A 26187-nucleotide genomic window follows, 5' to 3' on the forward strand; every position below is an offset into this window, starting at 1 on the left:
CTGGCGGAATGAAGTTTACGACGAGAGCGATGTTCCGTTGTGTTCTGCCCAACGAGCAGCGAGTGCAGTGCGACACGGGCGGTGCTTTGGGTTTACAGGCTCTCGAATTCGTCTCCCATGCAGTTTGCCAAAGCTGCTCTGTCGAATGTCAGGGCTCGCTACAACGCTGAGGCTCTGCGGGTCAATTTGAAGTAGCCCGAGGTCGAATAGGTTGTGGATGTCCGCGCGTAGCAGGAGGCCGTTTGATATCGAGTTGGTGGAGGGGCCGTCGTATGGTTTGATATGGGCGGCTTGCAGTGTCGCGATGATGGGCGTTCCGGTAATCGCGCATCGCCCCCCATAGGCGTCGATCAATTGATCGCGGAATCGTGCTTGGCCCTGGCGAATCGCGATCTGCCGAAGCAGCCACTGTTTCCCGCCGAAGGATGCGGGGAGGGGCAACTCGCTAAGTTGCTCGGCAAACTTCCTGACGGCCTCGCTGTTGTCGATTACTGAGCGCTCGGCTGCAGTTGGAACAATGGTTCTCATTAGCGGCGCGAAGAGCTTCACCGTCCGACTGAACTCCGCCTCAATATTGAACGCACTCCCCACAGCGGGCAACGGCACGAGCTTGTAGATTGAGCCGCCACCGCGCTCAGGGCTAGTCGCCTTGAGAAATTGGAGGAGCTCCGAGAGGTTGGCAAAGCTGCCGTCCGGACCCTGTCGAGACTTGATGCCGAATTGCCACCCCCCGTCGTCATTGAGAGAGCTTGAGAGCGTATGAACAACTGCGCTGTCTGGTTCCGGTAGCTTTCGGTAGAGTGCTGGAATGATCTCTCGGTTCCGAAGCTTGACCGTGTTGTTGTAGTAGTCATCCTCGTGAATGGCGACGGAGAAGCCCAGCTCTAGTCCAGCTTCGGATGCGATAGCGTAGGTCTGAGGAAATGGTCCAAACGAGTCTGGCTCTTGGTTGATCACTGATGCCCAGAGATCTAGCGGCCTCTGACCTTGGACCCCGCCATTGCGATAAAAGCGAGTGCTCCACGTCTTGCAGACGGAGCTAAGCCCATTCTGTTCCAGTGCGATGTGGGCTGCCGATGAGAGGGCATCGAATATCCTGAGGTAGGCGTCCTTGTCATCCTCTGTGACCGTGCCCGTACTAAACGCATGGGAACCAGCATTACGGTATCTATCGAAGACCTGGAGGTCGTCTCTATTGAGTATCATGCTCCCTCCCCAACGGCTATTGCTCGGAAAATTGTAAGTATAAGGTAGTTTAAGTAAGCCATCGTCGGGCGTGAGTCCCTGTTTTTTTTGGGCTGATCTGTATGTTCACGACCCGCAGCACACCTCTCGCACATAGGTGTTTCCAAAGGTCAGGAGACTGTCCTTGGGCACGAGGTTGCGTGACTTCATTCGCTGCAACAGTTTGAGTCCTTGCGCGCGGTCTTGAACTTGTTCCCTAAGCGTGACGGCAAACCAGCCACTCGTGGTCAGGTAGGCGGCTAGCGGAGTCGACGATGCCTCGACGAATGCCTCGGCATCTTCAAAACGACGGAAGCTCTTCACCTGGATGCGCCTCACTCCGGGGATTGCCGCCTCGAACTGGTCAACAAGGATCCACGACGTGTGCGCGTAACCAACCAGTCCGGCCGCGCGGACGCGGTACCATTCAGCGGTGCGCCCCAGTATTGCAACCTGCGTTCCGTTCGCTATCTGGCGAACAACAGGCGCATTTTCGAATGGGCTTTGTTTGAGATCGACATGCTCGCCCGGATGCTGGACGCGCCCGGATGTCGGGTTGGGGATCTTGAACTTGGACGTAGTCGCTTCTGCGGCGGTCGAGTTTCGAGGCGGGAGTGGGGCCGCCGCCGCCCTCGGTGCAGTCGCAGAGCTATCTGCGGACAGGGTAGTGACGCGATATTCTTCCATCTCGCGCCGTGACAGGTAACGCATGTCGTCGGAATCGTACTGCAGGGCTAGCTTTAACAACGATGGATCGGCCCCCATCTCGCCGATGTAGATCATCATGTCAGCAGTCAGCGCCTGAATCGACGAGACCGCGTCATTGGTGGTGATGCCGAAGGTGTTGCTAAAGGAGCTTTTGTGAACGCCGATGGCTCCGGGCATGGCTGCTCGCCAAGTCCCCCCCAGGAAAGCGAGCGCACACGCTGATGCGCACTCACCGGATCGAAGTTGCATGGTGGCCAAGCCATGACGGCGGATCAATCTCCCGAGTTCCATGGCTTTGTATGGGTTGCCGCCGATGGAATCGAACGTCACCAGTTGAGCGCCGCTCGACTGGGCGATCCTTTCAAAGGCGTTGAGATCGTCGGTGAACTCAATCTCTCCCGATGCGATGATGATCGTCATCTCATCCGAGGCGCTCGTTTGAAACTGAAGCTGCGCGCTGGCTGGCTCAATGAGCGCGTTCGCGGCCGCAATCAATGCCGCCAAGTACCAGAATTTTCTTGATGTCATCAGTCCTGCCCCCGCGTCCGACCGTACGATGGGCGCGGGGTGGTGTCGAGCGCGGCCGACGGTCTGTCGCGGCCTGGGAGATGTACTAAAGTTATGTACTAAAATAGTTTGATCGACGCATGTTAAGTCATTGACTTTATTGCATTATGAACGCGTGACTTGGGCTTCTCCCGCCCAACCCAGCCTAGTTAGTGGACGCTTACCGCTGCTCTACGCGAGACGATCTGGTGTGTCGGGCGCCACCTTGGGCGGGGTGACAACCTGACACGCAAGGCTAGTGGTTGACAGACTCCCACAACACTCCCACAAGTCACGATGACCGAAGCGGGAAACGTAGGTTCTGCTTGGGGTTAGTCGCGGGAGAGTCGAATCCAGGTTCCCCAGCCACTCATTTCCAAGCATTCGAATATTGAAGCGTTTTCACCTCGGCATCGTCTGTTGCCGGGGTTTTGTTCATGACGCTTCCGCAATCTTCCCGCATCGCCCCGCAAGGGTGGCATGTGCTATTTCGGGCGTCGGCTGCCTCGTCCCCATCCGGCCAAGTTGCCCTGTCTCTCAATGCAAGGAATTTCGGGCGCGCCGAGTATATCGCCGAAGACCCAGCGCGCATTTTGACGTCCGAATCGCTGATCCTATGGCCGATGCTAGAGGATACTTGCTGCCTTCAGGCTCGAGAGACGCCCTCTGCTTGAGGAGACGCGAACACAGATCATTGCGGCCGATTGCGGCAACCCGGCACCTAATATGAGCTATTCGGGCCTGCCGGGTGGGACCAATGATGTGGACATCGAGTGCACGAGCGGGCAACAGGACCGGTTCGCTTCTAGAGCGTCAGCGCGCCTTGCCTCAACGAAGTCGGCCATCAGCAGCGTACATCCCACCCGTTCGGGAGCGAGGCTAGCTTGCTTGGTCGGCACAGGCATCCCGTCGGTGCAGCGGTCGTGCCGTCAGGCGGCGGCGCCTTCATGGCTGTGCTTGTTCAGCCGCGCCTGTAGCACGACGACGACGAGCAGGAAGCCGCCCCGGATGACCGATTGCCAATAGGCCGAGAGCGAGATCCATCCAAGGCCGTTCTCGAAGTTCAGGATGTTGAAGACCATAGAAAGCAGCAGCGCGCCCGCGAGCGTCGCGCCGACCGATCCTGACCCGCCCGTAAGCAATGTACCGCCGACGACGACCGACGCAATGGCGAACAATTCCCAGCCGATGCCCTCGGTTGGCTGGCCCGCCCCGAACTGCGATGCCAGGATGACACCGGCGAGACCGGCCAGCGCACCGGAGATCGCATAGACGGCAACCAGCGTGCGATCGACGTTGAGCCCCATCAGCTTCGCGGTCATCTCGCCGTCGCCCACCGCCAGGATGTGGCGGCCTGAGGGCCGGCGCTCGAGCACGATCCAGCCCAGCACAAAGGCTGCCAGCGCGATCCAGGCCGGAATCGGGAAGCCCAGGAAATCGTCCTGGCCGATGATCGTGAAGCCGGTTTCATATGAGACCGACACCGACTGGTTGTTGGCCAGAAGCAGCGCTGTGCCATAGGCCGCCAGCATCATCGCCAGCGTGGCGATGAAGGGCTGAATGCGCATCTTGGCGACCATGAAGCCGTTCAGCAGCCCGGCGGCGAGACCCGCCCCCACGCCAGCGGCAAGACCGGCATACCAGCTATGGTTCGACAGCATCGCCGCGCAAACGCTGGCCATGGCCGCGACGGCGCCGACCGACAGGTCGATGCCGCCCGAGATGATGACGAACGCCATGCCGAGCGCGATCAGGCAGAACATCGAATTGTAGCGCAGGAAGCTCAGCATATTGAACGAGGAGAGGAAATTGTCATAGCGCAGCGCGCCGAAGGCGATTAGCCCGAACAGCGCGACGATAACGCAGAGGCGGGCAAGGTCGCCGGACGTTTTCGGCTTCAAGATGGCTGGAAACATCAGATTTTCCTCAAGCCTTGCTGGCGCGTTGCTGGATGAAGACCGCCGCGACGATCAGCCCGGCCTTGACGACCAAGGCGGCCGCATCCGGCACGCCATTGGCAAGTAGCGTGTAGCGGACCAGCTGGATGACGAAGGCGCCCAGCACGGTCCCGATGATGTTGGCGCGTCCGCCCGTCAGCAGCGATCCGCCGACGGCCACCGCGGCAATGGCGTCGAGTTCCATGCCGAAACCGACCAGGTTGGCATCGCTGGCCGAATTGCGGGCAATGACGATCAGGCCGGCAAGGCCGGCCAGCGCGCCGGAGACGATATAGACGAATAGCTTGACGCGGCGGACGGGGATGCCGGTCAGCCGCGCCGCCTTCTCATTGCCGCCGACGGCGATGATCTGGCGGCCGATCACCGTCTGGCGGATCAGGGCGAAGGCAAGGGCCGCGACCGCCAGCATCAGGATGACCTGGACAGGGATTCCGCCGATCCTGCCCATGGCGATGAACTGGAACTCCGGGTTCTTGAAGACCTGCAGATTGCCGTTGGTGATGACCTGCGCGATGCCACGACCGGCGATGAACAGTACCAGCGTGGCGACGATCGGCTGGATCCGGAAATTCGTCACCAGGAAGCCGTTGAACCAGCCGAGCATGCCGGCGATCAGGATGGGGATTACCAAAGCCAGCGCCACGCCCAGAACCGGATCGACCGGGAACAGCTTTCCCATGAAGATCATCGGCGCAATCGCCCCCGCGATCGCCATCAGCGAGCCGACAGAAAGGTCGATGCCGCCGGTCGCGATCACCAGAGTCATGCCGATGGCGACGATGACGATTGGCGCCACCTGGGTCAGGTTCACGTTCAGCGTCTGCCAGGACAGGAAATTCCGCGTCATGAAGACGTTGAACAGGATGAGCGCGAGGAAGGCGAGAAAGGTGCCGTAGCGGCTGAGAAAGACCAGGGGCGACATGGAGGCGGTCGCTGCCCCGGGGGATGAACTGGCACTGACGGTCATGACACATTTCCAGCTGGATTCTGATGCTCCGCATCCTGGTGAGCCATGGCGGCGAGCAGGGACGCTTCCGACAGCGCCGCGCGTGGCAATTCGGCGACGGAGCGGCCGTCGCTCAAGACGGTGACGCGATCGGCCGCTGCCAGCAATTCCTCCAGCTCCGAGGAGATCATCAGCACGCTCAGCCCCTCATCGGCGAGGCTGCGGAGCAGCTTCAGAATTTCCGCCTTGGCGCCGATATCGATGCCGCGGGTCGGCTCGTCGACGATCAGAACCTTCGGGTCGGTACAGAGCCAGCGGGCGAGCAGCACTTTCTGCTGGTTGCCGCCGGAGAGTTCCTTGATCGGCTGGTCAGGCGAGGCGCACTTGACGCCGAGCGCCTTGATGAAGTGCCGGACGATCTCCTCCTGCCGGGCACGATCCACGATGCCCGCTTTCCTGAGCCGGGGCAGCAGGGCAAGCGTCATGTTCTCGCGGATGCTCATGTCCGGGATGATGCCATCGACCTTGCGGTCTTCCGACACCAGGCCGATGCCGTCGGCGATCGCGTCGGCCGGCTCGCGGTAACGCCGCTCTTGTCCTTCGAAGCGCAGGCTGCCCTTGTCGAAGCGATCGTCGCCGAACAGGATCCGCGCCGTCTCGGAACGGCCGGAGCCGAGCAGTCCGGCAAGGCCCGAAATCTCGCCTTGGCGAATGGTGAGGTCGACGTCGCGAACCCGCACGCCCGAACCAATGGCGTCCGCCTCCATTCGCACCGGCTTCTCCGGCCCTTCGACCTTGCTGGAGGCCATGGCCTGGAAAGCAGCCAGCTCGCGGTCGAGCATGTGGCGCACCAGCTCCATCTTGGGCATGGCGGCCATATCGCTGACGGCGACGGTCTGGCCGTCGCGCATGATCGTCACGCGCTCGCAAATGGCATAGAGCTCATCCAGCCGGTGGCCGATGAACAGGATCGCCACGCCGCGTTTCTTCAGCGTGCGGATGGTTTCGAACAGCACGACCACTTCGCGCTCATCCAGCGACGAGGTCGGCTCGTCCATGATCAGCAGCCTGGCGTTCTGGGTGACGGAACGGGCAATCGCCACCATCTGCCGGGTCGCCGCACTGAAGCGTGCGACCGGAAGGTCGACGTCGATGTCGAGGTTGAAGGTCTTCAGCACCTTGCGGGCGCCTTCTCGCATCGCGGCGCGGTCCAGGAAGCCGAAGCGGCGCGGTTCGCGCGAAAGGTAGATGTTTTCCGCCACCGAACGCTGCGGCGCGAGGTTGATTTCCTGATAGATCGTCGCAATCCCGCCCGCCTGGCTTTCGGCCGGCGAGCCAAAGGCGACGTCGCGGCCGCCAAATCGGATGGTGCCGCTGTCGCGCGTGTAGGCGCCGGTCAGGATCTTGACCAGGGTCGACTTGCCCGCGCCGTTCTGGCCGACCAGCGCCATGGCTTCGCCGGGGGCGATCTCGAGCGACGCCTCCCGGAGCGCCGGAATTCCGGCGAAGGATTTGCTGATATTCTGCATCGACAACAGCATGCCGGCAGGTCCTTCCTGGGTATGAACCGGCCGGCGCACTGAGCCCCGGCCGGTAAATCAGCCTAAGCGCGAGCCTCTCGTCGACTAGGGGGGCGGCTGCGCTCCGGAACGTCACCCTGAAGCAACGATTCTGAGCGTTCCAGTCCCGAAGGGCGTGCTGTCCTTCCACGCGCCAATCCCCCCGGCCAGAGACGCTAGTAGGCGCTTTCGAGCTCCGCGGCGGCGTTCGACGGGTCGTAGAACTTGTCGACATTGATGACCCAGGGCTCGATCGCTTCGCCCTTCGCATAGCGCTGCATCGTCTCGTAGGCCTTGGGCCCGAAGCGCGGGTTGCACTCGACGACGGCGTTGATCTTGCCGTCAACGACAGCCTGGACCGCTTCCTTGCCGCCGTCGATCGACAGCACGAGGATGTCCTTGCCGGGAACCTTGCCGGCCGCTTCGATGGCCGAGATCGCGCCCATCGCCATTTCGTCGTTGTGGGCGTAGATCACATTGGCGTCCGGATGCGCCTGCAGCAGCGCCTCGGCGACCTGGCGGCCCTTGTCGCGGGCGAAATCGCCCGATTGCGACGCGACGATCTCGAAACCGCCGGCAGCCTTGATGGCGTCGTCAAAGCCCTTCTTGCGGTCATTGGCCGGCGACGAGCCGGTGGTGCCTTCGAGCTCGATGATCTTGGTCTTGCCATTGGCGTTCTGGATCAGCCATTCGGCGATGCGCTTGCCTTCCTCTACGAAATCCGAACCGATGAAGGTCAGATAGTCTACGCCCGGCTTGGCAAGGCTCGGATCCACGGTGCGATCGAGCAGGATGACCGGAATCCCGGCCTTCTTGGCGGCCATGACGGCAGGGATCAGTGGCTTCTCTTCGCGGGGGGCGAGGAAAATGACGTCGACGCCCTGGGCGATCATCGAATTGACGTCGGCAACCTGCTTGGCGGCCGAGCCCGCGGCATCCGTATAGACAAACTGGTAGCCGAGCTTTTCCGCTTCCGCCTTCATGCTTTCGGTCTGGGCGATGCGCCAGGGATTGTTCGATTCCGTCTGGGCGAAACCGACCTTGTATTTTTCCTTCTGCGCCAGCTTGGGCAGATCGGCCATGGCCGATGCGCCCGTTATGGCGAGAACGCCGAGCGTCGTGGTCGCCATCATGAACATGCGACGGGTGATTGCAGACATTGTAGTACCTCCTCCAAGGCTTGTTGTGTTCGTTCTTACCCGGCCGGCCCTTGGCCGCCGTGATCCTCCTCCAGATCGCGCCTCAGGCGCGATCGGCCTCCTCCAGGGCCTGCCAGTTGAAGCGCACGCCCGAGCCCGGCTCATCCGGCGCGACGGCGCGGCCGTTCTCCACCACCAGCGGCCGATGGGTATAGCGATCGATCTGGAAGGCATGCACTTCAAGCCAGCCGGCATTCGGCACGGCGGGAACAAGGCTCACATGCAGTTCCTGCATGCCGTGACTGCAGACGGGGATGCCCCTGGCCTCGGCAAGCTTCGCCACGCGCAGGAAGCCCGTCACGCCGCCGCAATTCGAGGCGTCCGGCTGGATGAAGGACAGCGACGAATGCTCGAAGGCATGCTTGAACTCCTGCAGGGTGTGCAGGTTCTCGCCCATTGCCAGCGGCACGGTTGTTGCCTTGGCGAGCTGGCCGTAGCCAGCGAAATCGTCGGGCTCCATCGGCTCCTCGAACCAGGTGAGGTCGAACGGCTCGAAAGCCTTGGCCGCGGCGATCGCCTGATCGAGATCATAGCCGAAATTGCCGTCGACCATCAGCTTGTGGGCAGGGCCGATGCGCTCGCGCACGGCGTGCAGACGCGCCACGTCCTCGGCGAGGTCGGGCTTGCCGACCTTGATCTTCACCGCCACGAACCCTTGGTCGATGTAGCCGCCGACGCTCTTGACCAGCTTCTCCAGCGGATAGTTCAAGTCCACACCGCCGCGATAGGTCAGCGGCGTCTTGCCGGCGCCGCCTGCCATCTTCCACAGCGGCAAGCCGCGTGACTTGCCGCGCAGATCCCATAGGGCGATGTCGATGGCCGAGATGGCAAAGGAGGCAATGCCGCCGCGGCCGACATAATGCAGTCGCGACTGCATCTCGTCATAATGCTGGTCGATCGCATCAGCATCGTGGCCGATCAGCATCGGCGCAAGATCGTGGTCGATCATCGCCTTGGTGGCGTGGCCGCCTGTGCCGATGGTGTAGGTGTAGCCCGTGCCCGTCTGGCCGTCCGAGGTCGTGATCTCGGCCGTCACCAGTTCGAAATGGGTCTGCAGGCCGTGCCGCGCATCCTGCATCGGCTCTTCGAGTGGAACCCTGAAGACACGAGATTGGATGCCGCTAATCATGCTTCGGCTGGACATTTATATTATATCCTAGGGATGGTGTTGTGTCTGGATCGTACAGAGCCGGATCAGCTCCAGTTCACGTACAAGGTCTTCTTCTGGAAATAGCCGTCCAGGCCGTATTTTCCATCCTCGCCGCCGATGCCGGACTGGCCCCAGCCGCTGTGGAACCCCTGGATCAGTTCGCCATTGGTGCGATTGAAATAGATCTCGCCAAAGTTCAGGCCGTCCGTCAGGCGCATCAGTCGCTTCAGGCTGCCCGTATAGACATAGGCTGACAGGCCGAAGTCGGAATCATTGGCGAGCGCCAGCGCCTCCTCGAAATCATCGACGATGACGATCGGCACTACCGGCCCGAAGATTTCCTCGCGCATCGCGGGAACGGCGTTGTCCTTGGCCAGCAGGATTGTCGGCGCATACCAATGGCCCTTGGCATAGGCACCGTCGCCGAGGCGGCCGCCCTCGAGGAGGGTTTCCGCCCCCGCTTCGGTGCTTCGGCGCACGATATCGGCGATCTTTGTAATCTCCGGACCGCTGATCTTCGGCCCGATATCGGGATTTTCCAGCGGATCGCCAATGGTCAGCGCGCGGCTGCGGGCGACGAACTTCTGGATGAACTCGTCAGCGATGGCGCGATGCAGATACATGCGCTCGTTGCAGGTGCAGATCTGACCGCAATTGGTGTACCGCGCCGTCAGCGCGCTCTCGACCGCTCGGTCTATATCGGCGTCCTCCATGACGATGAAGGGCGCCTTGCCGCCAAGCTCCAGCCGGAGCGGCTTGATGCGCAACGCGCCGGCGGCGTAGATCTCGCGACCTGCTCGCGTGCTGCCGGTCATGGTCACGAGATCGGAGCGCGGGCTTTCGACCAGCGCCTGACCGACCGCGCGTCCGGTTCCCGTCACCACGTTGAAGACGCCGGCGGGAATGCCGACCCTCTCCGCGAGGGCTGCGATCGCTAGGCCCGAGAGCGGTGTGAACTCATGCGCCTTGAGCACGAAGGTGTTGCCGGCGACCAGCGCCGGGCCGAGCTTTCGCGCCGTGAGGGCGGCAGGATAGTTCCAGGCAGTCAGGCCGACCACGACGCCATAGGGCACGCGGCGGATCCAGATTTCTTCGTTGGCAGCATCGGAGGGGATGATATCGCCCTCGATCCGCCGGCCGCTTTCGGCCGCATAGCGCAGGAACGTCTCGGTGGCGCCGATTTCGCCCTGTGCCTGGTTCAGCGGCTTGCCTTGCTCGGCGACGACGATGCGTGCCAGGACGTCGCTGTTGTCGCGGATCGCATCGGCGAGCAAGCCTACTAGCCGGCCGCGCTCGGGCGCGGGGATCGCCGCCCAGGCGGGCTGCGCCTTTGCCGCGGCGTCGAGGGAGGCCTGGGCATGATCGGCCGTGCCGTCCGGCACCGTCGCGACAACTGCGCCGGTCGCCGGATTCTCGACCTCGACCCGCGCTGCATTCGACTCGGCCAGCCAGACGCCATCGATATACATGCCGACATGCGACGGCGTTCCCGCCATCGCAGCGGCCTTCAACTTTTCGAGCAAGGCTTCCTCCGGATGATTATTTGGTAGGACCAAATCCTCAACAAAGTTGGACCACAGTCCCGACGATGAGTCAAATAAAACCGAGTTTGCCAGATTTCGGCCGTTTTCAGGTATGTATGCGGACTCAGCTAAAATTTATGGTCCGTCCAAGTTCGGTTGGCCTTGATCTTCGCGACGGATTGATGGATTGCTGCGGGCAGGGGAGTTTCCCGCCGGATGGACAGCATGCTGAACGAAGCCCAGCAGGATGAGGCGACGGCCCGGCCGGCCGAGCGCCGTGCCGCCGACGCGGTGGTGATGGAGATCGAGCAGGATATCGTCACCGGGAGGCTGACGAATGGCGACACTCTGCCGCCGGAGCGCGACCTGATGGGCCGCTTCGGCATCAGCCGGACCGTGGTGCGCGAGGCGATCGCGACGCTGACGACGCGCGGGCTGCTGGAGTGCAAGCCGCGCCATCGGCCGATCGTGCGCAGTCCGGGCTATGACGCCGCCTTCTCGGCCGTTGGCGGGGTGGTCGTTCACCTCCTGAAGCAGAACAACGGCGTCAAAGCGCTGTTCGACGTCCGCATCTTTCTGGAAGCGGCGTTGGTCCGCCATGCCGCGCTCCATGCGCGCAAGGAAGACATCGTGGCACTCCGCGAGGCGCTCGCGGCAAACCGCGCCGCCATCGACGATCCGGTCGCGTTCGACAATACCGATGTCGCCTTCCACGCCGTCTTCTACGCGATCCCCGGAAACCCGATCTTTCCGGCCGTCCACAGAGCGTTCGTCAGCTGGCTCTTCGGTCATTGGCAAAGCATGCCCCGCTCAGCCGAGCAAAACCTGGCCTATCACGCCGGCCACAAGGCGATATTCGACGCGATCATCGATCGTGACCCCGAGGGCGCGGAAACAGCCCTGAAGTCCCATCTTGAGGAGGCATGGGAAACGGTCCGGGGCACGTTTTAGCGAATTTCACAGGGAAGGAACCGGGAAGTGGCTCGGGAGGCGTTTGATTATATCGTTGTCGGTGGCGGATCCTCGGGATGCGTGGCCGCGGCGCAATTGGTTACCAAGGGGAACCATCGCGTGCTCCTGCTTGAGGCGGGCTTTTCGCACCATCACCCTCTGCTCGACATGCCGCCTGGCATCTTCAAGATGATCAACGGCAGCAAGTATATGAAATATCACACGACCGTGCCGCAGGAGCACCTGGACGGCCGGGCGCATGATATTCCGCAGGGCAACGTGCTGGGCGGCGGATCGTCGGTGAACGCGCAGGTCTACATTCGCGGTCGCGCGGCCGATTATGACGAATGGGATGCCGTCCTGCGCGGCAACAATGACGGCGCCGACTGGAGCTGGAACGCGGTCCTGAAGCATTTCCGGGGCATGGAGGGCAACAATCGGTTGCACAACGCTGCGCATGGCGCGGATGGTCCGCTGCTCGTCTCCGATCCCGGTCACATCAATGAACTGTCGCGCTGGTTCGTCCAGGCTGTGCAGGCGCTCGACGAACCCTTCAATTCCGATTTCAACGGTCCGGCCCAGCGCGGCGTCGGCTTCTACCAGTTCATGAATCGGGCCGGAAAGCGCAGTAGCGCCGCCTATGCATTCATCGAGCCGCTCAAGGACGATGCGCGTCTGACCGTCCGCCTCAACGCCGAGGTGCAGCGCATCCTGATCGAGAACGGCAGGGCCGTCGGCGTGGTCTACCGCAAGGACGGCGTCGAGCATGTCGTCCATGCCGATGGCGAAGTCATCGTCAGTTCCGGCGCCCTGGTCACCCCCAAGCTGCTGATGCTTTCGGGCATCGGCTCGGCCGATCATCTGGCCGAGCACGGCATCGAATGCGTCGCCGATCTGCCCGGCGTTGGCTCCAACCTCATTGACCATCCGGAAGTGCCGATCACCAGCACGACCAATGGCCGATACGGCTATTTCAACCAGGGTGTCGGCTGGAGGATGCTGATGAACGGCATCCAGTTCAAGCTGTTCGGCAGTGGCCCCGTCACCTCCGCTGGCGTCGAGGCCGGCGCCTTCGTCAATCCACTCGATCGCGACGCGCCGCCCACCATCCAGGCCTTCTGTGTCCCGATCGTCTATCTCGATCGCGACACCCGCAAGTCCATGAAGGATACTTATGGCCTGACCATCACCACGGTCGTGGTGAAGCCGAAATCACGCGGCACCGTCAAGTTGCGCTCGGCCGATCCGGCCGCCATGCCGCTGGTCTCCCCAAACCTTCTCAAGGACGAGGAAGACATGCGCCAGATGATGGCGGGCCAACGCTTCTTCCTGCGCGCGTTCCGGACCGATCCGCTGGCCAGCCGCATCGAACGGATCGCCCTGCCTGCGGCGCCCGATCCCGACGACGACGCGATCCGGGAGCATTGCAAGCGCTTCGTCAAGACCAACTACCACCCGGCTGGCACCTGCAAGATGGGCGCGGATGGCGATCCGATGGCCGTGCTCGACGCGCGCATGCGGGTTCGCGGCGTCGAAAGCTTGCGCGTTTGCGACATGTCCGCAGTGCCAAACATCAATGCCGGCAACACAAACGCGCCCGCCATGATGCTAGGCGACCGCTGTGCCGACTTCATCCTCGACCGAAACTGAATGGCGCACGATTCCGGGCACTCGACGGGATGCGGATGCCCAAGTTCGCGAGCCGGTGGGAAAAGTCTCTTCATCGCCGATTTCCTCGAAAATCAGTGCGAGACGGTTCAGCCGGGGGACGAGCGCCATTCGCTCGGCGATTGGCCGACGAATTTCTTGAAGGCGCGGCTGAAGGCGGCTTCGGAATCGTAGCCGATCTCCTGTGCCACCGCGGCCACCTTGACGCCGCGATCCGTTAGCCGCCGGGCGGCGATCTGCATGCGCCATTGCGTCAGATACTGGATCGGCGGATAGCCGACGAGTTGGGCGAAGCGTTCGGCTAGCGCCGAGCGCGAGGCGCCCGCCTCGGAGGCGAGATCCTCCAGCGTCCAGGCGCGGGCAGGGTGGGCGTGCAGCTGCGCCAGCGCGCGCCCGACCAGCGGATCGCGCAGCCCGGCCAGCCAGCCGGTATGGTCGCCGCCGAGCTGGTCCATGTGCTGGCGCACCACCTCGACGAACATCAGCTCCGACAGCCGGTTCAGGATGCTCTGGCTGCCCGCCCGCTTGTTGCCGGCCTCGGCGGTCGCGAGGCGGATGAACTGGTCCAGCAGGCCCTCCGGCGTGTTCGCCGTCCGGCCGAGCCGCATGAAGCGCGGCAGCGAGGCGAGCAGCGGATTGAACGGCCGGGCGTCGCAGCTGAAGAAGCCGCATACCAGATGGGTGTCGGCCGGGCCGTCGCCGCCGGTATTCAGGCGGAAGGGCAGCAAATTGGCGTCCTGCGGGCGCTGGAAGATGCTCCATTCGGGCTCGGCCCGCATGCCGGGCCGGCTCGACAGCGCATGCGGATCGCCATGCGGCATGACGGCGATGTCGCCTTCGCCGAGCTCGACCGGTTCGAAATCGCCGCGATCGACGATCGAGATCCAGCACGAGCCGCGCGTGACGACGTGATACTCGATCGTGTGCTGCGAGCCCGGGGCCACGTCCCTGGCGATCCGCTGGCTCGGCGGCGCTTCCGCCACCCAGGGCGCGCGGGCGCTGACGTCGAAGAAGACCGCGCCGGTCAGATGCACGGCGGAAAGAACGTCCGAAAGTACATCCGTACTCATGCGCGAACCCGTGATCGCCGTATGCGGCCAATTTCCAGTCGCGGGCATGAACTGGAACGTCGGGCGGCAGCAGCGCCGGCTTGCCTGTATCCGGGCAGCGCTCGGGACGTTCTGTCAAAACCATAGCAGGTCTGGACGCTCGGGCAAGAAATCCGGCGGATCGATCATTCTGCTGCAACGGCAATCGCGGTACCCAATGCGCCGCCTCAGGGACATCGTGTCGGGCAGATCCGCGCGGCAAGGCGTGAGCAGCCTCAGTCGGGTTGGCATGGTCCCGGGCAGCGAACAGGACGTTCGCTTCCGCTCATCGGTGCCTGATAACGCAGCCGATCGTTCCGTGACCGCCGGTCCGCCGACGGCACAGGCCGCGCTTCGCATCCCCGTCACGACCGCTTACGCGGCCGCTTGAACTCTCGACAACGCGCCGCGTGCGCAGAACCGTCTAGGAGACGAGCATGACAATGACCACGACTGGAAGCGAAATGGCGGCGCCGGCCGCCGTCATGGCAAACCCCGATCTCGGCGCCCTGAAGGCGCGACAGCAGGCGACCTGGTCGGCCGGCGACTATGCCGTCGTCGGCACGACGTTGCAGATCGTCGGCGAAAGGCTGGCGGAGGCGATGGATCTTCGTTCCGGCCAGACGGTGCTCGATGTCGCCGCCGGCAACGGCAACGCCACGCTCGCCGCCGCGCGGCGCTGGTGCGAGGTCACCTCGACCGATTATGTCGACGCCTTGCTGGCGCTAGGTCGCAAGCGCGCCGAGGCGGAGGGGCTCGATGTTACCTTCCGCCATGCCGACGCGGAGAACCTGCCGTTCCCGGACGGCGCCTTCGACGCGGTGATGTCCACCTTCGGCGTCATGTTCACCGCCGATCACGACCGCGCCGCCGAGGAACTTCTGCGGGTCTGCCGCTCCGGCGGCAAGATCGGCATGGCCAACTGGACGCCGGATGGTTTCATCGGCCAGATGTTCAAGACGATCGGCAAGCATGTGCCGCCGCCGCCCGGTGCGAAGTCGCCGGCACTCTGGGGCACGCGTGCCCGGATCGACGAGATGTTCGGCGCCGGGGCGCGGGCGATCGCCGTCGAGCCGCGGATGTTCACCTTCCGCTATCGCTCGACGTCGCATTTTCTCGATGTCTTCCGCCGCTTCTACGGGCCGACGCTGAAGGCCTTCGGCGCGCTGGAAGATGCGGGGAAGCAGGCGCTGGCCGAGGACATCGCCGCCTTGATCGCGCGCTTCAACAAGGCCGAGGACGGCACGCTGGTGGTGCCGTCGGAATATCTCGAGATCGTTATCACGAGGCGTTGAGAGTGCGGCGGGACGATCCCGCCAACTCCGATCCCTGAGACGGCGGCGTCGCGGCCCGAAGGTTGCGGCGCCGCCTTTTCGCGTTGGGGATGGTGGCATCCGGTTGCGAACCGGCTTGTTGGCAGCCACCGTCGATGCAATCATGGCGCGACTGCCGATACGAAACGACCCGGACGGGGACAAGATGATACGAAATCCCGCTGCGCGCTGGATGGCGCGCGCCACGGTATGTTCCCTGATGCTTCTCGCCACGACGGGCGCCAGGGCCGGCACACTCGAAGACGTCAAGGCGCGCGGCACGGTCGTCTGCGGTGTCAGCGAGGGGCTCGGCGGCTTTTCCGAGAAGGACGCAGCCGGCACATGGCGCGGCTTCGACGTCGATTTCTGCCAAGCCGTCGCGCTCGCCGTTATCGGCGACGCCGCCAAAGTCGACTACGTGCCGCTATCGGCCACCGATCGCTTCAAGGCGCTCGCGGACAAGAAGGTCGATCTCCTGGCGCGCAACAGCACCTGGACGCTGTCGCGTGACGCCGGGCAGGGGCTGGAATTCGTCGGCGTCAGCTATTTCGACGGCCAGGGCTTCATGGTGCCCGCGCTCTACGGCGCGACCAGCCCGCTGCAGCTGAACGGCGCCACCATCTGCGTCGTCAGCGGAACGACGACGCAGGACAACGCCGCCGCCTATTTCGACAAGGCTGGCCTCAAAGTGTCGTTCCTGCCCTTCGCCGAGCGGCAGGATGCGCGCAAGGCCTATGCCGACGGACAATGCGACGCCTATACCGCTGATCGCTCGGCGCTGGCCGGGGAGCGGGCCGACTTGCCGAAGCCCGACGGCCACATGATCCTCAACGACGTCATCTCGAAGGAGCCGCTCGGCCCCGTCGTGCGCGACGACGACGCGAAGTGGGTCAATCTGGTCCGCTGGGTGTTGTTCGGGTTGATCGAGGCCGAGGAGAGCGGTTTGAACCAATCGAACGTCGCCACCGGCCAGGCCACCGAGGCGAAGCGGCTCGGCGCGTCGAGCGGGCCGCTGCTCGGCCTGCCGGATGACTGGCTTGCCAAGGTGATTGGCGGCGTCGGTAATTCCGGCGAGATCTTCGAGCGCAATCTCGGCGAGGAAACGCCAATGCAACTCGCCCGTGGCATCAACGCACTCTGGACGCAAGGCGGAATTCTCTATGCGCCGCCCCTTCAGTAGCTTCGCCCTCTCCCGTCATTCCGTCCGGCTTCTGGCCGGCGCTTTTCTCGTGTTCACGACGGCCGTCGTCGCGCCGCCGATGGCCCGGGCGGCGACCGTGCAGGAACTGCAACGCAGCCTGGCGATCATCCGCATCAATGCGATCGACCTGCTGGCGAAAGGGGAGCGGCTGCCGCTGCCGATCCAGCAGCGCCGCGATATCCTGCGCGCCTATTACGAGGAGCAGGGCGGCGAGCTGCTTTGGCTTCGCGACGACCGGCCCGAGCAATTGGTGGCGGCCCTCGACGGCGCCGCCGCGGACGGATTGCGGCCGGACGATTACCCGACCGGCCAGCTGCTCTCGCTGCTGCAGGAGACGGATTTCAAGGACGTTCGCGGCCTGGCGCTGATCGAGCTCTATTTCTCCGCCGCCTTCCTCGAATACACCGCCGACCTCTCCGTCGGCCGCTTCCTGCCGAGCAAGGTCGACCCGAACTTCTTTCTGAAGGCGCGCTCGCTCGACCAGGGGGCGGCGCTGCAGGCAGTCGCCACGGCGGACAGCCTCGACGACTTCTTCGAGAGCTGGCAGCCGAGCAGCAGCTACTACGCTTCGCTCCGGGGCGCTCTGGCGCAGTATCGCGAATTCGAGGCTGAGGGCGGCTGGGATCTGGTACCGCTGGGGCCGCCGCTGAAGCCCGGCATGACAGATCCGCGCGTCGCGTACATCCGCGCCCGCCTGGCGGTGACGGATGCCGCCGATCCGGAGGGCCCGAGTGGTGCCGACACCTATGATCCCGATCTGGTGGCGGCAGTCGAGCGGTTCCAGGCCCGGCACGGGCTCGATGTCGACGGCGTCGTCGGTCCGGCGGTGCTGGTCGCCATGAATGTTCCGGTCGAGGACCGGGTCCAGGAAATCGTGCTGGCGATGGAGCGCTGGCGCTGGATGCCGCGCGATCTCGGCCAGCAATATCTGATGGTCAACATCGCCGGCTTCGACCTGCGCCGCGTCAAGGACGGCGAGACCGAGCAGCGCATGTCGGTCGTCGTCGGCAAGCCCTATAGCCGCACGCCCGTCTTCAGCGACATGGTCCGCTATATCGAGCTGAACCCCTATTGGACGGTGCCGGCCGGCATCGCGGTCAAGGAGGAGCTGGGCAAGCTGCGCAGCAATCCCGGCGGCCTCGCGGCGCAGGGGTTCGAGGCCGTGCGCGGGAAGGATGTCTTCGATCTCCGCTCGATCAACTGGTCGAATTACGGGCCGGGCAATTTCCCGTTCCAGCTGCGCCAGCAGCCGGGCCCGAAGAACGCGCTCGGGCGGGTCAAGTTCATGTTCCCGAACGAGCATAGCGTCTATCTGCACGATACGCCGTCGCGCAGCCTGTTCGCCCGTAGCGAGCGCGCCTTCAGCCATGGCTGCATCCGGGTGAGCCAGCCGCTCGATCTGGCCGAGCAGGTGCTGGTCGCCGGCGGCGTTTCCGGCTGGAACCGCGATCGGATCAACCAGACCGTGGCGACGGACAAGAACACCGTCGTCAAGCTCAACGAACCGCTGCCGATCCATCTCACCTATCTGACCGCCTGGGTCGACGAGAATGGCGTCAATTTCCGCAAGGACATCTACAAGCAGGACGCCAAGCTGCTCGCCGCGCTGGACGGCAAGGCGCTCGCCTGGTGAGGCAGGCCGCTTTCGCGACCCGCCGATGGGTTGGCTCTATCGGTTGACGTCGACCAGCGTGCGGCCGCGCACCTTGCCCTGCAGGATCGCGGCAGCCACGGCGGGTACCTCGGCGAGGCCGATTTCTTCGACCGTTTGCCCGAGCTTGGCGAGGTCCAGATCCGTGGCGAGGCGCTGCCAGGCGGTACTCCGCACGGATTGCGGCGCGTTGACGGAGTCGATGCCGGCCAGCGTGATGTTGCGTCGGATGAAGGGCACCATCGAGCCGGGCAGGTCGAGGCTGTCGGCGAGGCCGCAGGCCGCCACCGTGCCGCGATATTGCGTCTGCGCCAGCACGTTGACCAGGGTCCGGCCGCCGGCGCTGTCGACGGCGCCGGCCCAGCGTTCGGGTCCCAACGGCGCGCCCGGCGCGGACAGCGTCGCCCTGTCGATGATCTCCGCCGCGCCGAGCCGCTTCAGATAATCGGCGCCCTCGGGACGGCCCGTCGAGGCGATGACCCGGTAGCCGAGCTTCGACAGAAGCGCGATCGAGATCGAGCCGACGCCGCCCGAGGCGCCGGTGACGAGGATGGCGCCGCGATCCGGTGTGACGCCGCCATGCTCAAGCGCCAGGATCGACAGCATCGCCGTATAGCCGGCCGTGCCGATCGCCATGGCGTCGCGGTTGGAGATCGCGTCGGGCAGCTTCACCAGCCATTCCCCGGGAACGCGGGCCTTTTGTGCGTAGCCGCCCTGATGGCTCATGCTGAGCTCGAAGCCGTTCAGGACGACGCGGTCGCCTGGCTTGAAGTCGGGATGGGACGACGTCTCGACCCGGCCGGAGAAATCGATGCCGGGGACGAGCGGGAAGGTCTGGATGATCGGCGCGGCGCCGGTGACAGCGAGGCCGTCCTTGTAGTTGACGGTCGAATAGTCGACGGCGACGGTGACGTCGCCAGCCATCAGCGCATCCGTCTCGAGATCGACGAGTTCCACCTTGACCGCGTCGTCCGGTTTCGTCGCCCACAAGGCCTTGAATGCCATAGTTCATTCCGATCGATGATTGCCTATGGCATCCAGATGGCGTCTGCCCACCATTCTCGCAAGAAGTCTATGATAAGGTTGCCTTGGCTATTCTGCCTTCAGAACGAGCCGAACAGGCCGCCGAGCAGGATGACCGCGACGAGGGCGATCATCGCGCCGACGATGCCGACCATGACGATGTCGCGATAGCCCTCGCGGTGGCTGACGCCGCAGACGGCGAGCAGTGTCACCACTGCGCCGTTGTGCGGCAGGCTGTCGAGGGTGCCCGACGCCATCACGGCGACGCGGTGGAGCAGGGCCGGGTCCATGCCGATGGCGGCGGCGCGCTCCAGATAGGTGGGCCCGAGCGCGTCGAGCGCGATGGTGAGGCCGCCGGAGGCCGAGCCGGTCAGGGCGGCGAGGATGTTGGTCGCGGCGGCGAGCGAGACGAGCGGTCCGCCGCCTATGCCGAGTACCCAGTCGCTGACGATCTGGAAGGCCGGCATCGCCGCCACCACCGCGCCAAAGCCGACGAGGCTCGCGACGCTGAGCACCGGCAGCACCGATGCGTTGGCGCCGGCATCGATCGTGGCGCGCACGGCCGGCAGGCGGCGGAAATTGATCGCCAGCGCGACGACAATGGCGCTGGCAAGCGCCGTGATCACGGCCCAGACGCCGCCGACGCCGGCGAGCGAGGTCTCGCCGAAGCGCGGCTCGGCCAGGAAGGCGAGGTCGAGCCGCGGCAGGATCACCAGCGACATCGCCATGTTGACGAGGATGACGACGACGAGCGGCAGCGCTGCGAGGAAGAGCGACGGGGCCGAGCTGCTGTGTTCGCCGCGCGAAAGCTCGGCGGTGTCGAATTCGTGCGCGGTCGCCGCCCGTTCGCGCAGGCCGTCCTCCTTGCTGGCGGCAGTGACCGTCGTCGTGCCGCCAAAGCCTTCACCGGCCTTGCGGGCCGCGGCCTCGACGCGGCCGAGCCAGGCCATGCCGAAGACCAGCATGATGATCGAGGCGATGATGCCGAGGCCGGGGGCTGCGAAGGGCGTGGTGCCGAAGAACGGCATCGGGATCGCGTTCTGGATCGAGGGCGTGCCGGGAAAGGCCGACATGGTGAAGGTCGAGGTGCCGAGCGCGATCGCCGCCGGCATCAGCCGGCGCGGCACGTTCGCGGCACGAAACACCTGGGCTGCCATCGGTGCCAGCACGAAGAAGGCGACGAACAGGCTCACGCCGCCAAAGGTGACGATGGCGCCGGCGAGCACCACCGCGAGCACGGCGCGGCGCTGGCCGAGCTTCTGGATCATCGCGTCGGCTATGACGGTGACGGAGCCGCTGTCCTCCATCAGCTTGCCGAACAGCGCGCCGAGCAGGAAGAGCGGGAAGAACTGCGCTAGGAACTGCGCGGCGCTTCCCATGAAGGTCTGCGTCCAGTGGGCAAGCAGCGGTTCGCCCGAGAACAGCGCCGCGACGAGGGCGGCGAGCGGCGCGAGCAGCAGCACGGTCCAGCCGCGAAAGGCGAGGCCGACGAGGAGGGCGAGGCCGAGGATGATGCCAAGCAGTCCCATGCTCAGCACTCCTGCAGCAGGACGTCGAGATCGGCGCTGGAGCGCTTGCCGATATCGTCGCCATGGTCGTCGAGGAATTCGCCCGCCGCGCGCCGGCCCTCGTCGCGCAGCATGGTGAGGAAGGCCCATTCGGCGTTGAGCTTCGAGGAATGGCCGAGATCGGTCATCATCTCGGTCATGATCCGATGGGTGCGCATGCCGGCCCAGCGCGCGCCTTCGGGCGTCGCCGGCGTCGCCATCTCGCGCATCAACGCGATCATGCGCAGTTCCTTCATCAGGGCAGCATTGAAGGATATCTCGTTGAGCCGGTTCAGGATTTCCGACGCCGTGCGCGGCGTGCCCGGTCGTTCGCGCGGGTTGATCTGGACGAGGATGGTGTCGAGCGCGTCGCTCTCGCGCACCAGCGGCGTGATCGTCGGGTTGCCGACATAGCCGCCGTCCCAATAGGGATCGCCGTCGATCTCGACCGCCTGGAACATGGTCGGCAGGCAGGCCGAGGCGAGCAGGACGTCGGGCGTGATCTCCTTGTTGCGGAAGATGCGGCCGCGCCCGGTGCGGACATTCGTCGCCGTGACGAAGATCTTGATCGGCGCCTTGGCGAGGCGGTCGAAATCGACGCTCTCGGCCAGGATATCGGTCAGCGGATTGTAGCCCATCGGGTTGAGGTCGTAGGGCGAGAACATCCGTGCCATCAGATCCATGGCGAGGAAGGCGGGCGAACTGTCGAGCGACCAGTTGCCCATCACCTTGTCGATCGGGTTGCGCTGAAGCGGGCTCATCGTGCCTGCCTTGGCGACGCGCTCCCAGAAATCCTGCAGCGCCAGCCGCGCACCCTCGGCGCCGTCGATAGCGAAGCCCGAAATCATCACCACGGCGTTCATGGCGCCGGCCGAGGTGCCCGAGACCGCCTCGATCTTCAGCCAGGGCTCCTCGAGCAGCCGGTCGAGAACGCCCCAGGTGAAGGCGCCATGCGCGCCGCCACCCTGCAAGGCGAGGTCGATCAGGCGTGTTTCGCTCACCTGCCGTCCGGATCTGGCTGCTGGCATGTCCGTCTCCCGTGACCGGGCCCGATCGCCCGCCCTTGCCGATATCAGAGCCACGCGTCCTGCCAAGAGCACAGCGTCCCCCGACGTCAGCGTAGCGTCCCAAGATCAAGTTTGTGAGACGCTCCGCATGACCGTAGCAAGAGGCGTGCCGTAGCGACGGGCTCGGTTCGGCAAGGGCGCTTGGCGATGCCGATGCCTCAGGATTGGCGGGTCGCCTCCATCTCGATGCGGGCGGCGCGGCGGGTCGAGACGAGGAAGGCGACGACGAAGGCAATCGTCATCAGCAGCACGATGGTCGGCGCGGGGGCGCTGTCGAGGAAGAAGCTCAGATAGACGCCGCCGAGCGAGCAGCCGACAGCGATGGCGGTCGCCAGCCCCAGCATGGCGCTGAACTTCTTCGTGAGCAGGAAGGCGATGGCGCCGGGCGAGACCAGCATGGCGATGGCGAGAATGATGCCGACCGCCTTCAGTGCGCCGACAATGGCGAGCGACAGGATCGCCAGCAGGCCGTAATGCAACAGCCGCACCGGCAGGCCGACGACGCGCGCCTGGACCGGATCGAAGGCGTGCAGCAGAAGATCGCGCCATTTAACCGCGATGATGCCGGTGATCAGGAGGGCAATGATGCCGCTCTCCAGGATGTCGCGCCAGCCGACGCCGAGGATGTCGCCGAACAGGATGTGGTCGAGATGCACGTCGGTCTCGATCTTGGTGTAGAGCACGATGCCGAGGCCGAACATGCCGGAGAAGACGATGCCCATCACGGTGTCCTGCTTGATGCGGCTGTTCTCCTTCAGATAGCCGCTGGCGAGCGCGCAGCCCATGCCGGCGACGAAGGCGCCGACCGCGAGCGGCAGGCCGACGATATAGGCGAGGACCACACCCGGCAGCACGGCATGCGAGATGGCGTCGCCCATCAGCGACCAGCCCTTGAGCACGAGGTAGCAGGAAAGTAGCGCCGTCGGCACGGCGACCAGCACCGAAATGATGAGCGCGTTCTGCATGAACGCGAACTGGAACGGCTGCAGCAGCGTGTCGATCATGGTGCCGGCTCCAGGGCCTCGGCGGCGCGGCGGCGGGCGGCGAGCAGGCCATGCTTGGGGGCGAAAACAAAGGCGCCAAGGAAGATGAGCGTCTGCAGCACGACGATGATGCCGCCGGTGGCGCCGTCTAGGAAATAGGAGAGATAGGCGCCGACGAAGCTGGTAAGTGCCCCGACCGCGACGCTGATCAGGAGCAGGCGCGGGAAGCGGTCGGTGAGCAGATAGGCCGTGGCGCCGGGCGTCACCACCATGGCGATGACCAGGAAGGCGCCGACTGTCTGCAGCGCCGCCACCGTGCAGGCCGAAAGCAGCGTGAAGAACAGGATTTTCAGTGCCGTCGGGTTCAGGCCGATCGAGCGGGCGTGGCTCTCGTCGAAGAAGGTGACCATCAGGTCCTTCCATTTGACCAGCAGGATGGCGAGCGAGACGAAGCCGATGATTGCGAGCTGCAGCGTGTCTTCCGGCGTGATGGCGAGGATGTTGCCGAGCACGATGGTCTGGATGTTCACGGCGGTCGGCGACAGCGACACCATGAACAGGCCGAGGCCGAAGAAGCCGGTGAAGATCAGGCCGATGATCGCGTCTTCCTTCAGCTTGGTGCGCTGGTTCAGGAAAAGCATGGCGGCGGCGGCAAGGCCGCCGGAGAAGAAGGCGCCGATCGAGAACGGCAGGCCCAGCATGTAGGCGCCGGCGACGCCGGGTACGATCGAATGCGAGAGCGCGTCACCGATCAGCGACCAGCCCTTCAGCATCAGATAGGCCGAGAGGAAGGCGCAGACGCCGCCGACCAGCGCGCTGACCCACATGGCGTTGACCATGTAGTTGTAGCCAAATGGCTCGAGGAGCGTTTCGGTCATGGCCGCGGCTCCGTGGGCGTAGGGGCGGGCGCCTTCTCGGGAAGCAGCAGCGGGCTCTCGTCGTCGGTCAGGATGTCGATCGAGCCGCCGGCGAGATCGGCGTCGAGCACGACATGGCGCAGCACGCCACCGAAGGTCTTTTCCAGATTGGCGCGGGTGAAGGTCTCGCGCGTCGGGCCATGCGCCAGCACCGTGCGGTTCAGGAGCACGGCGCGGTCGCAGAATTCCGGCACGCTGCCGAGATTGTGGGTCGATACCAGCATGACGCGGCCCTCGTCGCGCAAGGCCCGCAACAGCTCGATGATCGCCGCTTCCGTCTGCACGTCGACGCCGGTGAAGGGCTCGTCGAGCAGGATGACGCGGCCGTCCTGTGCGAGCGCGCGGGCGAGGAAGACGCGCTTCCTCTGCCCGCCGGATAATTCGCCGATCTGGCGCTTGCGCATGGCGGTCATGCCGACGCGCTCCAGCGCCTCTGCCACCGCCTCATGGTCGCGGGCGCGTGGGATGCGCATCATGTTCATGTGGCCGTAGCGCCCCATCATGACGACGTCCTCGACCAGGACGGGGAAGTTCCAGTCGACGTCCTCGCTCTGCGGCACATAGGCGACGAGGTTCTGCTTCAACGCTGTCTCGACCGGCTGGCCGAGGATGGTGATCGCGCCGCGCGAGACGCGGACGAAGCCCATGATCGCCTTGAACAGGGTCGACTTGCCGCTGCCGTTGACGCCGACCAGCGCCGTGATGGTGCCGGTCGGGATCGCGAAGCTGGCGTCGCGCAGCGCCGTGTGGCCGTTGCGATAGGTGACGGTGGCGCCGCTGACCTGGATGCCATCGGCCCCCTGTCCCGGTTTGGCGGATAGGGGAGCGTTCATTCGGCGCTCGCCTCTTGCTGCGAAATTCCCTTGGCGATCGTCTCGGATGTGACGCGCAGCAGGTCGAGATAGGTCGGTACCGGGCCGTCCGCCTCGGAGAGGCTGTCGACATAGAGCACGCCGCCATAGGCGGCTCCGGTCTCTCGCGCCACCTGCTGGGCCGGATTGGCCGAGATCGTGCTTTCGCTGAAGACGACGGGGATGTTGTTGGCGCGCACCGCATCGATCACCTTGCGCACCTGCTTGGGCGTGCCCTGCTGGTCGGCGTTGATCGGCCAGAGATAGAGCTCCTTCAGGCCGAAATCGCGGGCGAGATAGGAGAAGGCGCCTTCGCTCGAGACGAGCCAGCGCTTCTCCTCGGGGATGGCGGCGAGCGCGTCGCGGATCGGCGCGACGGTGGCCTCGATCTTTGCCTTGTAGGCCTCGGCGTTCGCCTTGTAGGTCGCGGCGTTGGCGGGGTCGTTGGCGACGAAGGCGTCGCGGATGTTGTCGACATAGAGGCGGGCGGCGGTGGGCGACATCCAGGCATGCGGGTTGGGCTTGCCGGAATAGGGGCCCTCGGAGATGCCGATCGGCTCGACGCCGGTCGAGATCGTCGCCTGCGGCACGCCGTCGAGATTGGCGAAGAATTTCTCGAACCAGAGCTCCAGGCCGAGACCGTTCCAGAGGATCAGCTGCGCGTCCTGCGCCTTGACGATGTCGCCGGGTGTCGGCTGGTAGTTGTGGATCTCGGCGCCGGGCTTGGTGATCGATTCAACGATCGCGACGTCACCGGCGACGTTCTGCGCCATGTCGGCAATGATGGTGAAGGTGGTGACGGCCTTGAAGGGCTTCGCCTCGTCCTCGGCCGCCTGCGCGAGGCCCGGCAGCGTCGCTGCCGAAAGGGCGGTCGCCGCCAGTAGTCCGGTGAGGGCGAAGAGGAGGCGGCGGCGCATGCGGTCGAACATGTTTCAATCCCTGATGCTGCAATTGCAAATTACTCGCACTCAGGTTTGCATGTCAAAAACGCAATTGCAACTCATTCGCAAAAAGATTGACGCAGCGACGGGCTCGGCTGATCCGGCATTCTCGCCCTGGACGTTCGGCGGCGCTGCCGCCGCCGGCCGGGGCTTCACTCTGGGTAGGGCGGGAC

The 26187-nt window shown here is 64.6% G+C and carries 21 protein-coding genes; 5 read left to right on the top strand and 16 right to left on the bottom strand.

The features are described 5' to 3' along the window. Window positions 1-15: 15 nt before the first annotated feature. The 8 genes from G342_RS25510 to G342_RS0121255 form a co-directional block, all read right to left on the bottom strand. Window positions 16-1206, bottom strand: coding sequence for an HNH endonuclease (locus G342_RS25510; protein ID WP_018185187.1), 1191 nt, complete (start codon window positions 1204-1206; stop codon window positions 16-18). Window positions 1207-1311: 105 nt separating this feature from the next. Continuing rightward, window positions 1312-2460, bottom strand: coding sequence for an SH3 domain-containing protein (locus tag G342_RS0121225; protein ID WP_040879212.1), 1149 nt, complete (start codon window positions 2458-2460; stop codon window positions 1312-1314). A 947-nt stretch (window positions 2461-3407) separates the two neighbouring features. Further along, on the bottom strand, window positions 3408-4394 hold the full coding sequence (locus G342_RS0121230) for an ABC transporter permease (RefSeq protein WP_018185189.1): 987 nt from the start codon (window positions 4392-4394) through the stop codon (window positions 3408-3410). 10 nt (window positions 4395-4404) lie between these two features. Continuing rightward, a complete protein-coding gene (locus G342_RS0121235; protein WP_018185190.1) occupies window positions 4405-5358 on the bottom strand; it encodes an ABC transporter permease in 954 nt (317 codons plus the stop codon). A 41-nt stretch (window positions 5359-5399) separates the two neighbouring features. Then, on the bottom strand, window positions 5400-6923 hold the full coding sequence (locus tag G342_RS0121240; protein ID WP_018185191.1) for a sugar ABC transporter ATP-binding protein: 1524 nt from the start codon (window positions 6921-6923) through the stop codon (window positions 5400-5402). Window positions 6924-7117: 194 nt separating this feature from the next. Continuing rightward, the gene (locus G342_RS0121245) at window positions 7118-8101 is read right to left on the bottom strand and encodes an ABC transporter substrate-binding protein (protein WP_026304670.1); all 984 of its coding nucleotides are present in this window, start codon (window positions 8099-8101) and stop codon (window positions 7118-7120) included. Between the two features lie 82 nt (window positions 8102-8183). Then, window positions 8184-9284 carry a mandelate racemase/muconate lactonizing enzyme family protein gene (locus tag G342_RS0121250; RefSeq protein ID WP_026304671.1) on the bottom strand — a complete coding sequence of 367 codons (1101 nt, stop codon included), beginning with the start codon at window positions 9282-9284 and terminating at the stop codon, window positions 8184-8186. A gap of 50 nt (window positions 9285-9334) precedes the next feature. Continuing rightward, a complete protein-coding gene (locus G342_RS0121255; RefSeq protein WP_018185194.1) occupies window positions 9335-10813 on the bottom strand; it encodes an aldehyde dehydrogenase family protein in 1479 nt (492 codons plus the stop codon). Window positions 10814-11038: 225 nt separating this feature from the next. Here G342_RS0121255 and G342_RS0121260 point away from each other — a divergent pair, with 225 nt between their 5' ends. Next, window positions 11039-11764: an FCD domain-containing protein gene (locus G342_RS0121260; RefSeq protein ID WP_156831052.1), complete on the top strand. Its 726-nt coding sequence runs from the start codon at window positions 11039-11041 to the stop codon at window positions 11762-11764. Between the two features lie 27 nt (window positions 11765-11791). Further along, complete coding sequence (locus G342_RS0121265; RefSeq protein ID WP_026304673.1) at window positions 11792-13414, top strand: GMC family oxidoreductase; 1623 nt, start codon at window positions 11792-11794, stop codon at window positions 13412-13414. A 107-nt stretch (window positions 13415-13521) separates the two neighbouring features. Here the strand turns inward: G342_RS0121265 and G342_RS0121270 are convergent, their stop codons facing one another. Then, window positions 13522-14502, bottom strand: coding sequence for an AraC family transcriptional regulator (locus G342_RS0121270; RefSeq protein ID WP_018185197.1), 981 nt, complete (start codon window positions 14500-14502; stop codon window positions 13522-13524). Window positions 14503-14957: 455 nt separating this feature from the next. On the opposite strand from G342_RS0121270, the gene G342_RS0121275 reads away from it, so the two are divergent. The 3 genes from G342_RS0121275 to G342_RS24915 all read left to right on the top strand — a co-directional run bounded on the left by G342_RS0121275 (window position 14958) and on the right by G342_RS24915 (window position 18667). Next, window positions 14958-15815: a class I SAM-dependent methyltransferase gene (locus tag G342_RS0121275; RefSeq protein ID WP_425402251.1), complete on the top strand. Its 858-nt coding sequence runs from the start codon at window positions 14958-14960 to the stop codon at window positions 15813-15815. Window positions 15816-16053: 238 nt separating this feature from the next. Further along, on the top strand, window positions 16054-17013 hold the full coding sequence (locus G342_RS0121280; protein ID WP_018185199.1) for an amino acid ABC transporter substrate-binding protein: 960 nt from the start codon (window positions 16054-16056) through the stop codon (window positions 17011-17013). Then, window positions 16994-18667, top strand: coding sequence for a L,D-transpeptidase family protein (locus tag G342_RS24915; RefSeq protein ID WP_018185200.1), 1674 nt, complete (start codon window positions 16994-16996; stop codon window positions 18665-18667). The genes G342_RS0121280 and G342_RS24915 overlap by 20 nt, the downstream gene beginning before the upstream one ends. Window positions 18668-18703: 36 nt before the next feature. Here G342_RS24915 and acuI read toward each other — a convergent pair whose 3' ends face one another. From acuI to G342_RS0121320, 7 genes are all read right to left on the bottom strand, one after another. After that, the gene (gene acuI, locus G342_RS0121290) at window positions 18704-19690 is read right to left on the bottom strand and encodes an acrylyl-CoA reductase (NADPH) (RefSeq protein ID WP_018185201.1); all 987 of its coding nucleotides are present in this window, start codon (window positions 19688-19690) and stop codon (window positions 18704-18706) included. A gap of 98 nt (window positions 19691-19788) precedes the next feature. Then, on the bottom strand, window positions 19789-21237 hold the full coding sequence (locus tag G342_RS0121295) for a GntP family permease (protein WP_018185202.1): 1449 nt from the start codon (window positions 21235-21237) through the stop codon (window positions 19789-19791). A gap of 2 nt (window positions 21238-21239) precedes the next feature. Further along, the gene (locus G342_RS0121300) at window positions 21240-22283 is read right to left on the bottom strand and encodes a patatin-like phospholipase family protein (RefSeq protein ID WP_051094415.1); all 1044 of its coding nucleotides are present in this window, start codon (window positions 22281-22283) and stop codon (window positions 21240-21242) included. Window positions 22284-22480: 197 nt separating this feature from the next. Continuing rightward, window positions 22481-23326: a metal ABC transporter permease gene (locus tag G342_RS0121305; protein ID WP_018185204.1), complete on the bottom strand. Its 846-nt coding sequence runs from the start codon at window positions 23324-23326 to the stop codon at window positions 22481-22483. Beyond that, entirely contained in the window at window positions 23323-24183 is an 861-nt protein-coding gene (locus G342_RS0121310) for a metal ABC transporter permease (RefSeq protein ID WP_018185205.1), read from the bottom strand. The genes G342_RS0121305 and G342_RS0121310 overlap by 4 nt, the downstream gene beginning before the upstream one ends. After that, window positions 24180-25055, bottom strand: a complete 876-nt coding sequence (locus G342_RS0121315) for a manganese/iron ABC transporter ATP-binding protein (protein WP_018185206.1) — start codon at window positions 25053-25055, stop codon at window positions 24180-24182. Before G342_RS0121315 ends, G342_RS0121310 begins: the two co-directional genes overlap by 4 nt. Next, window positions 25052-26002 carry a metal ABC transporter substrate-binding protein gene (locus tag G342_RS0121320; protein ID WP_018185207.1) on the bottom strand — a complete coding sequence of 317 codons (951 nt, stop codon included), beginning with the start codon at window positions 26000-26002 and terminating at the stop codon, window positions 25052-25054. Before G342_RS0121320 ends, G342_RS0121315 begins: the two co-directional genes overlap by 4 nt. Window positions 26003-26187 lie beyond the last annotated feature (185 nt).

Source organism: Kaistia granuli DSM 23481 (genome assembly GCF_000380505.1).
In the GTDB taxonomy this organism is placed as follows: Bacteria; Pseudomonadota; Alphaproteobacteria; order Rhizobiales; family Kaistiaceae; genus Kaistia; species Kaistia granuli.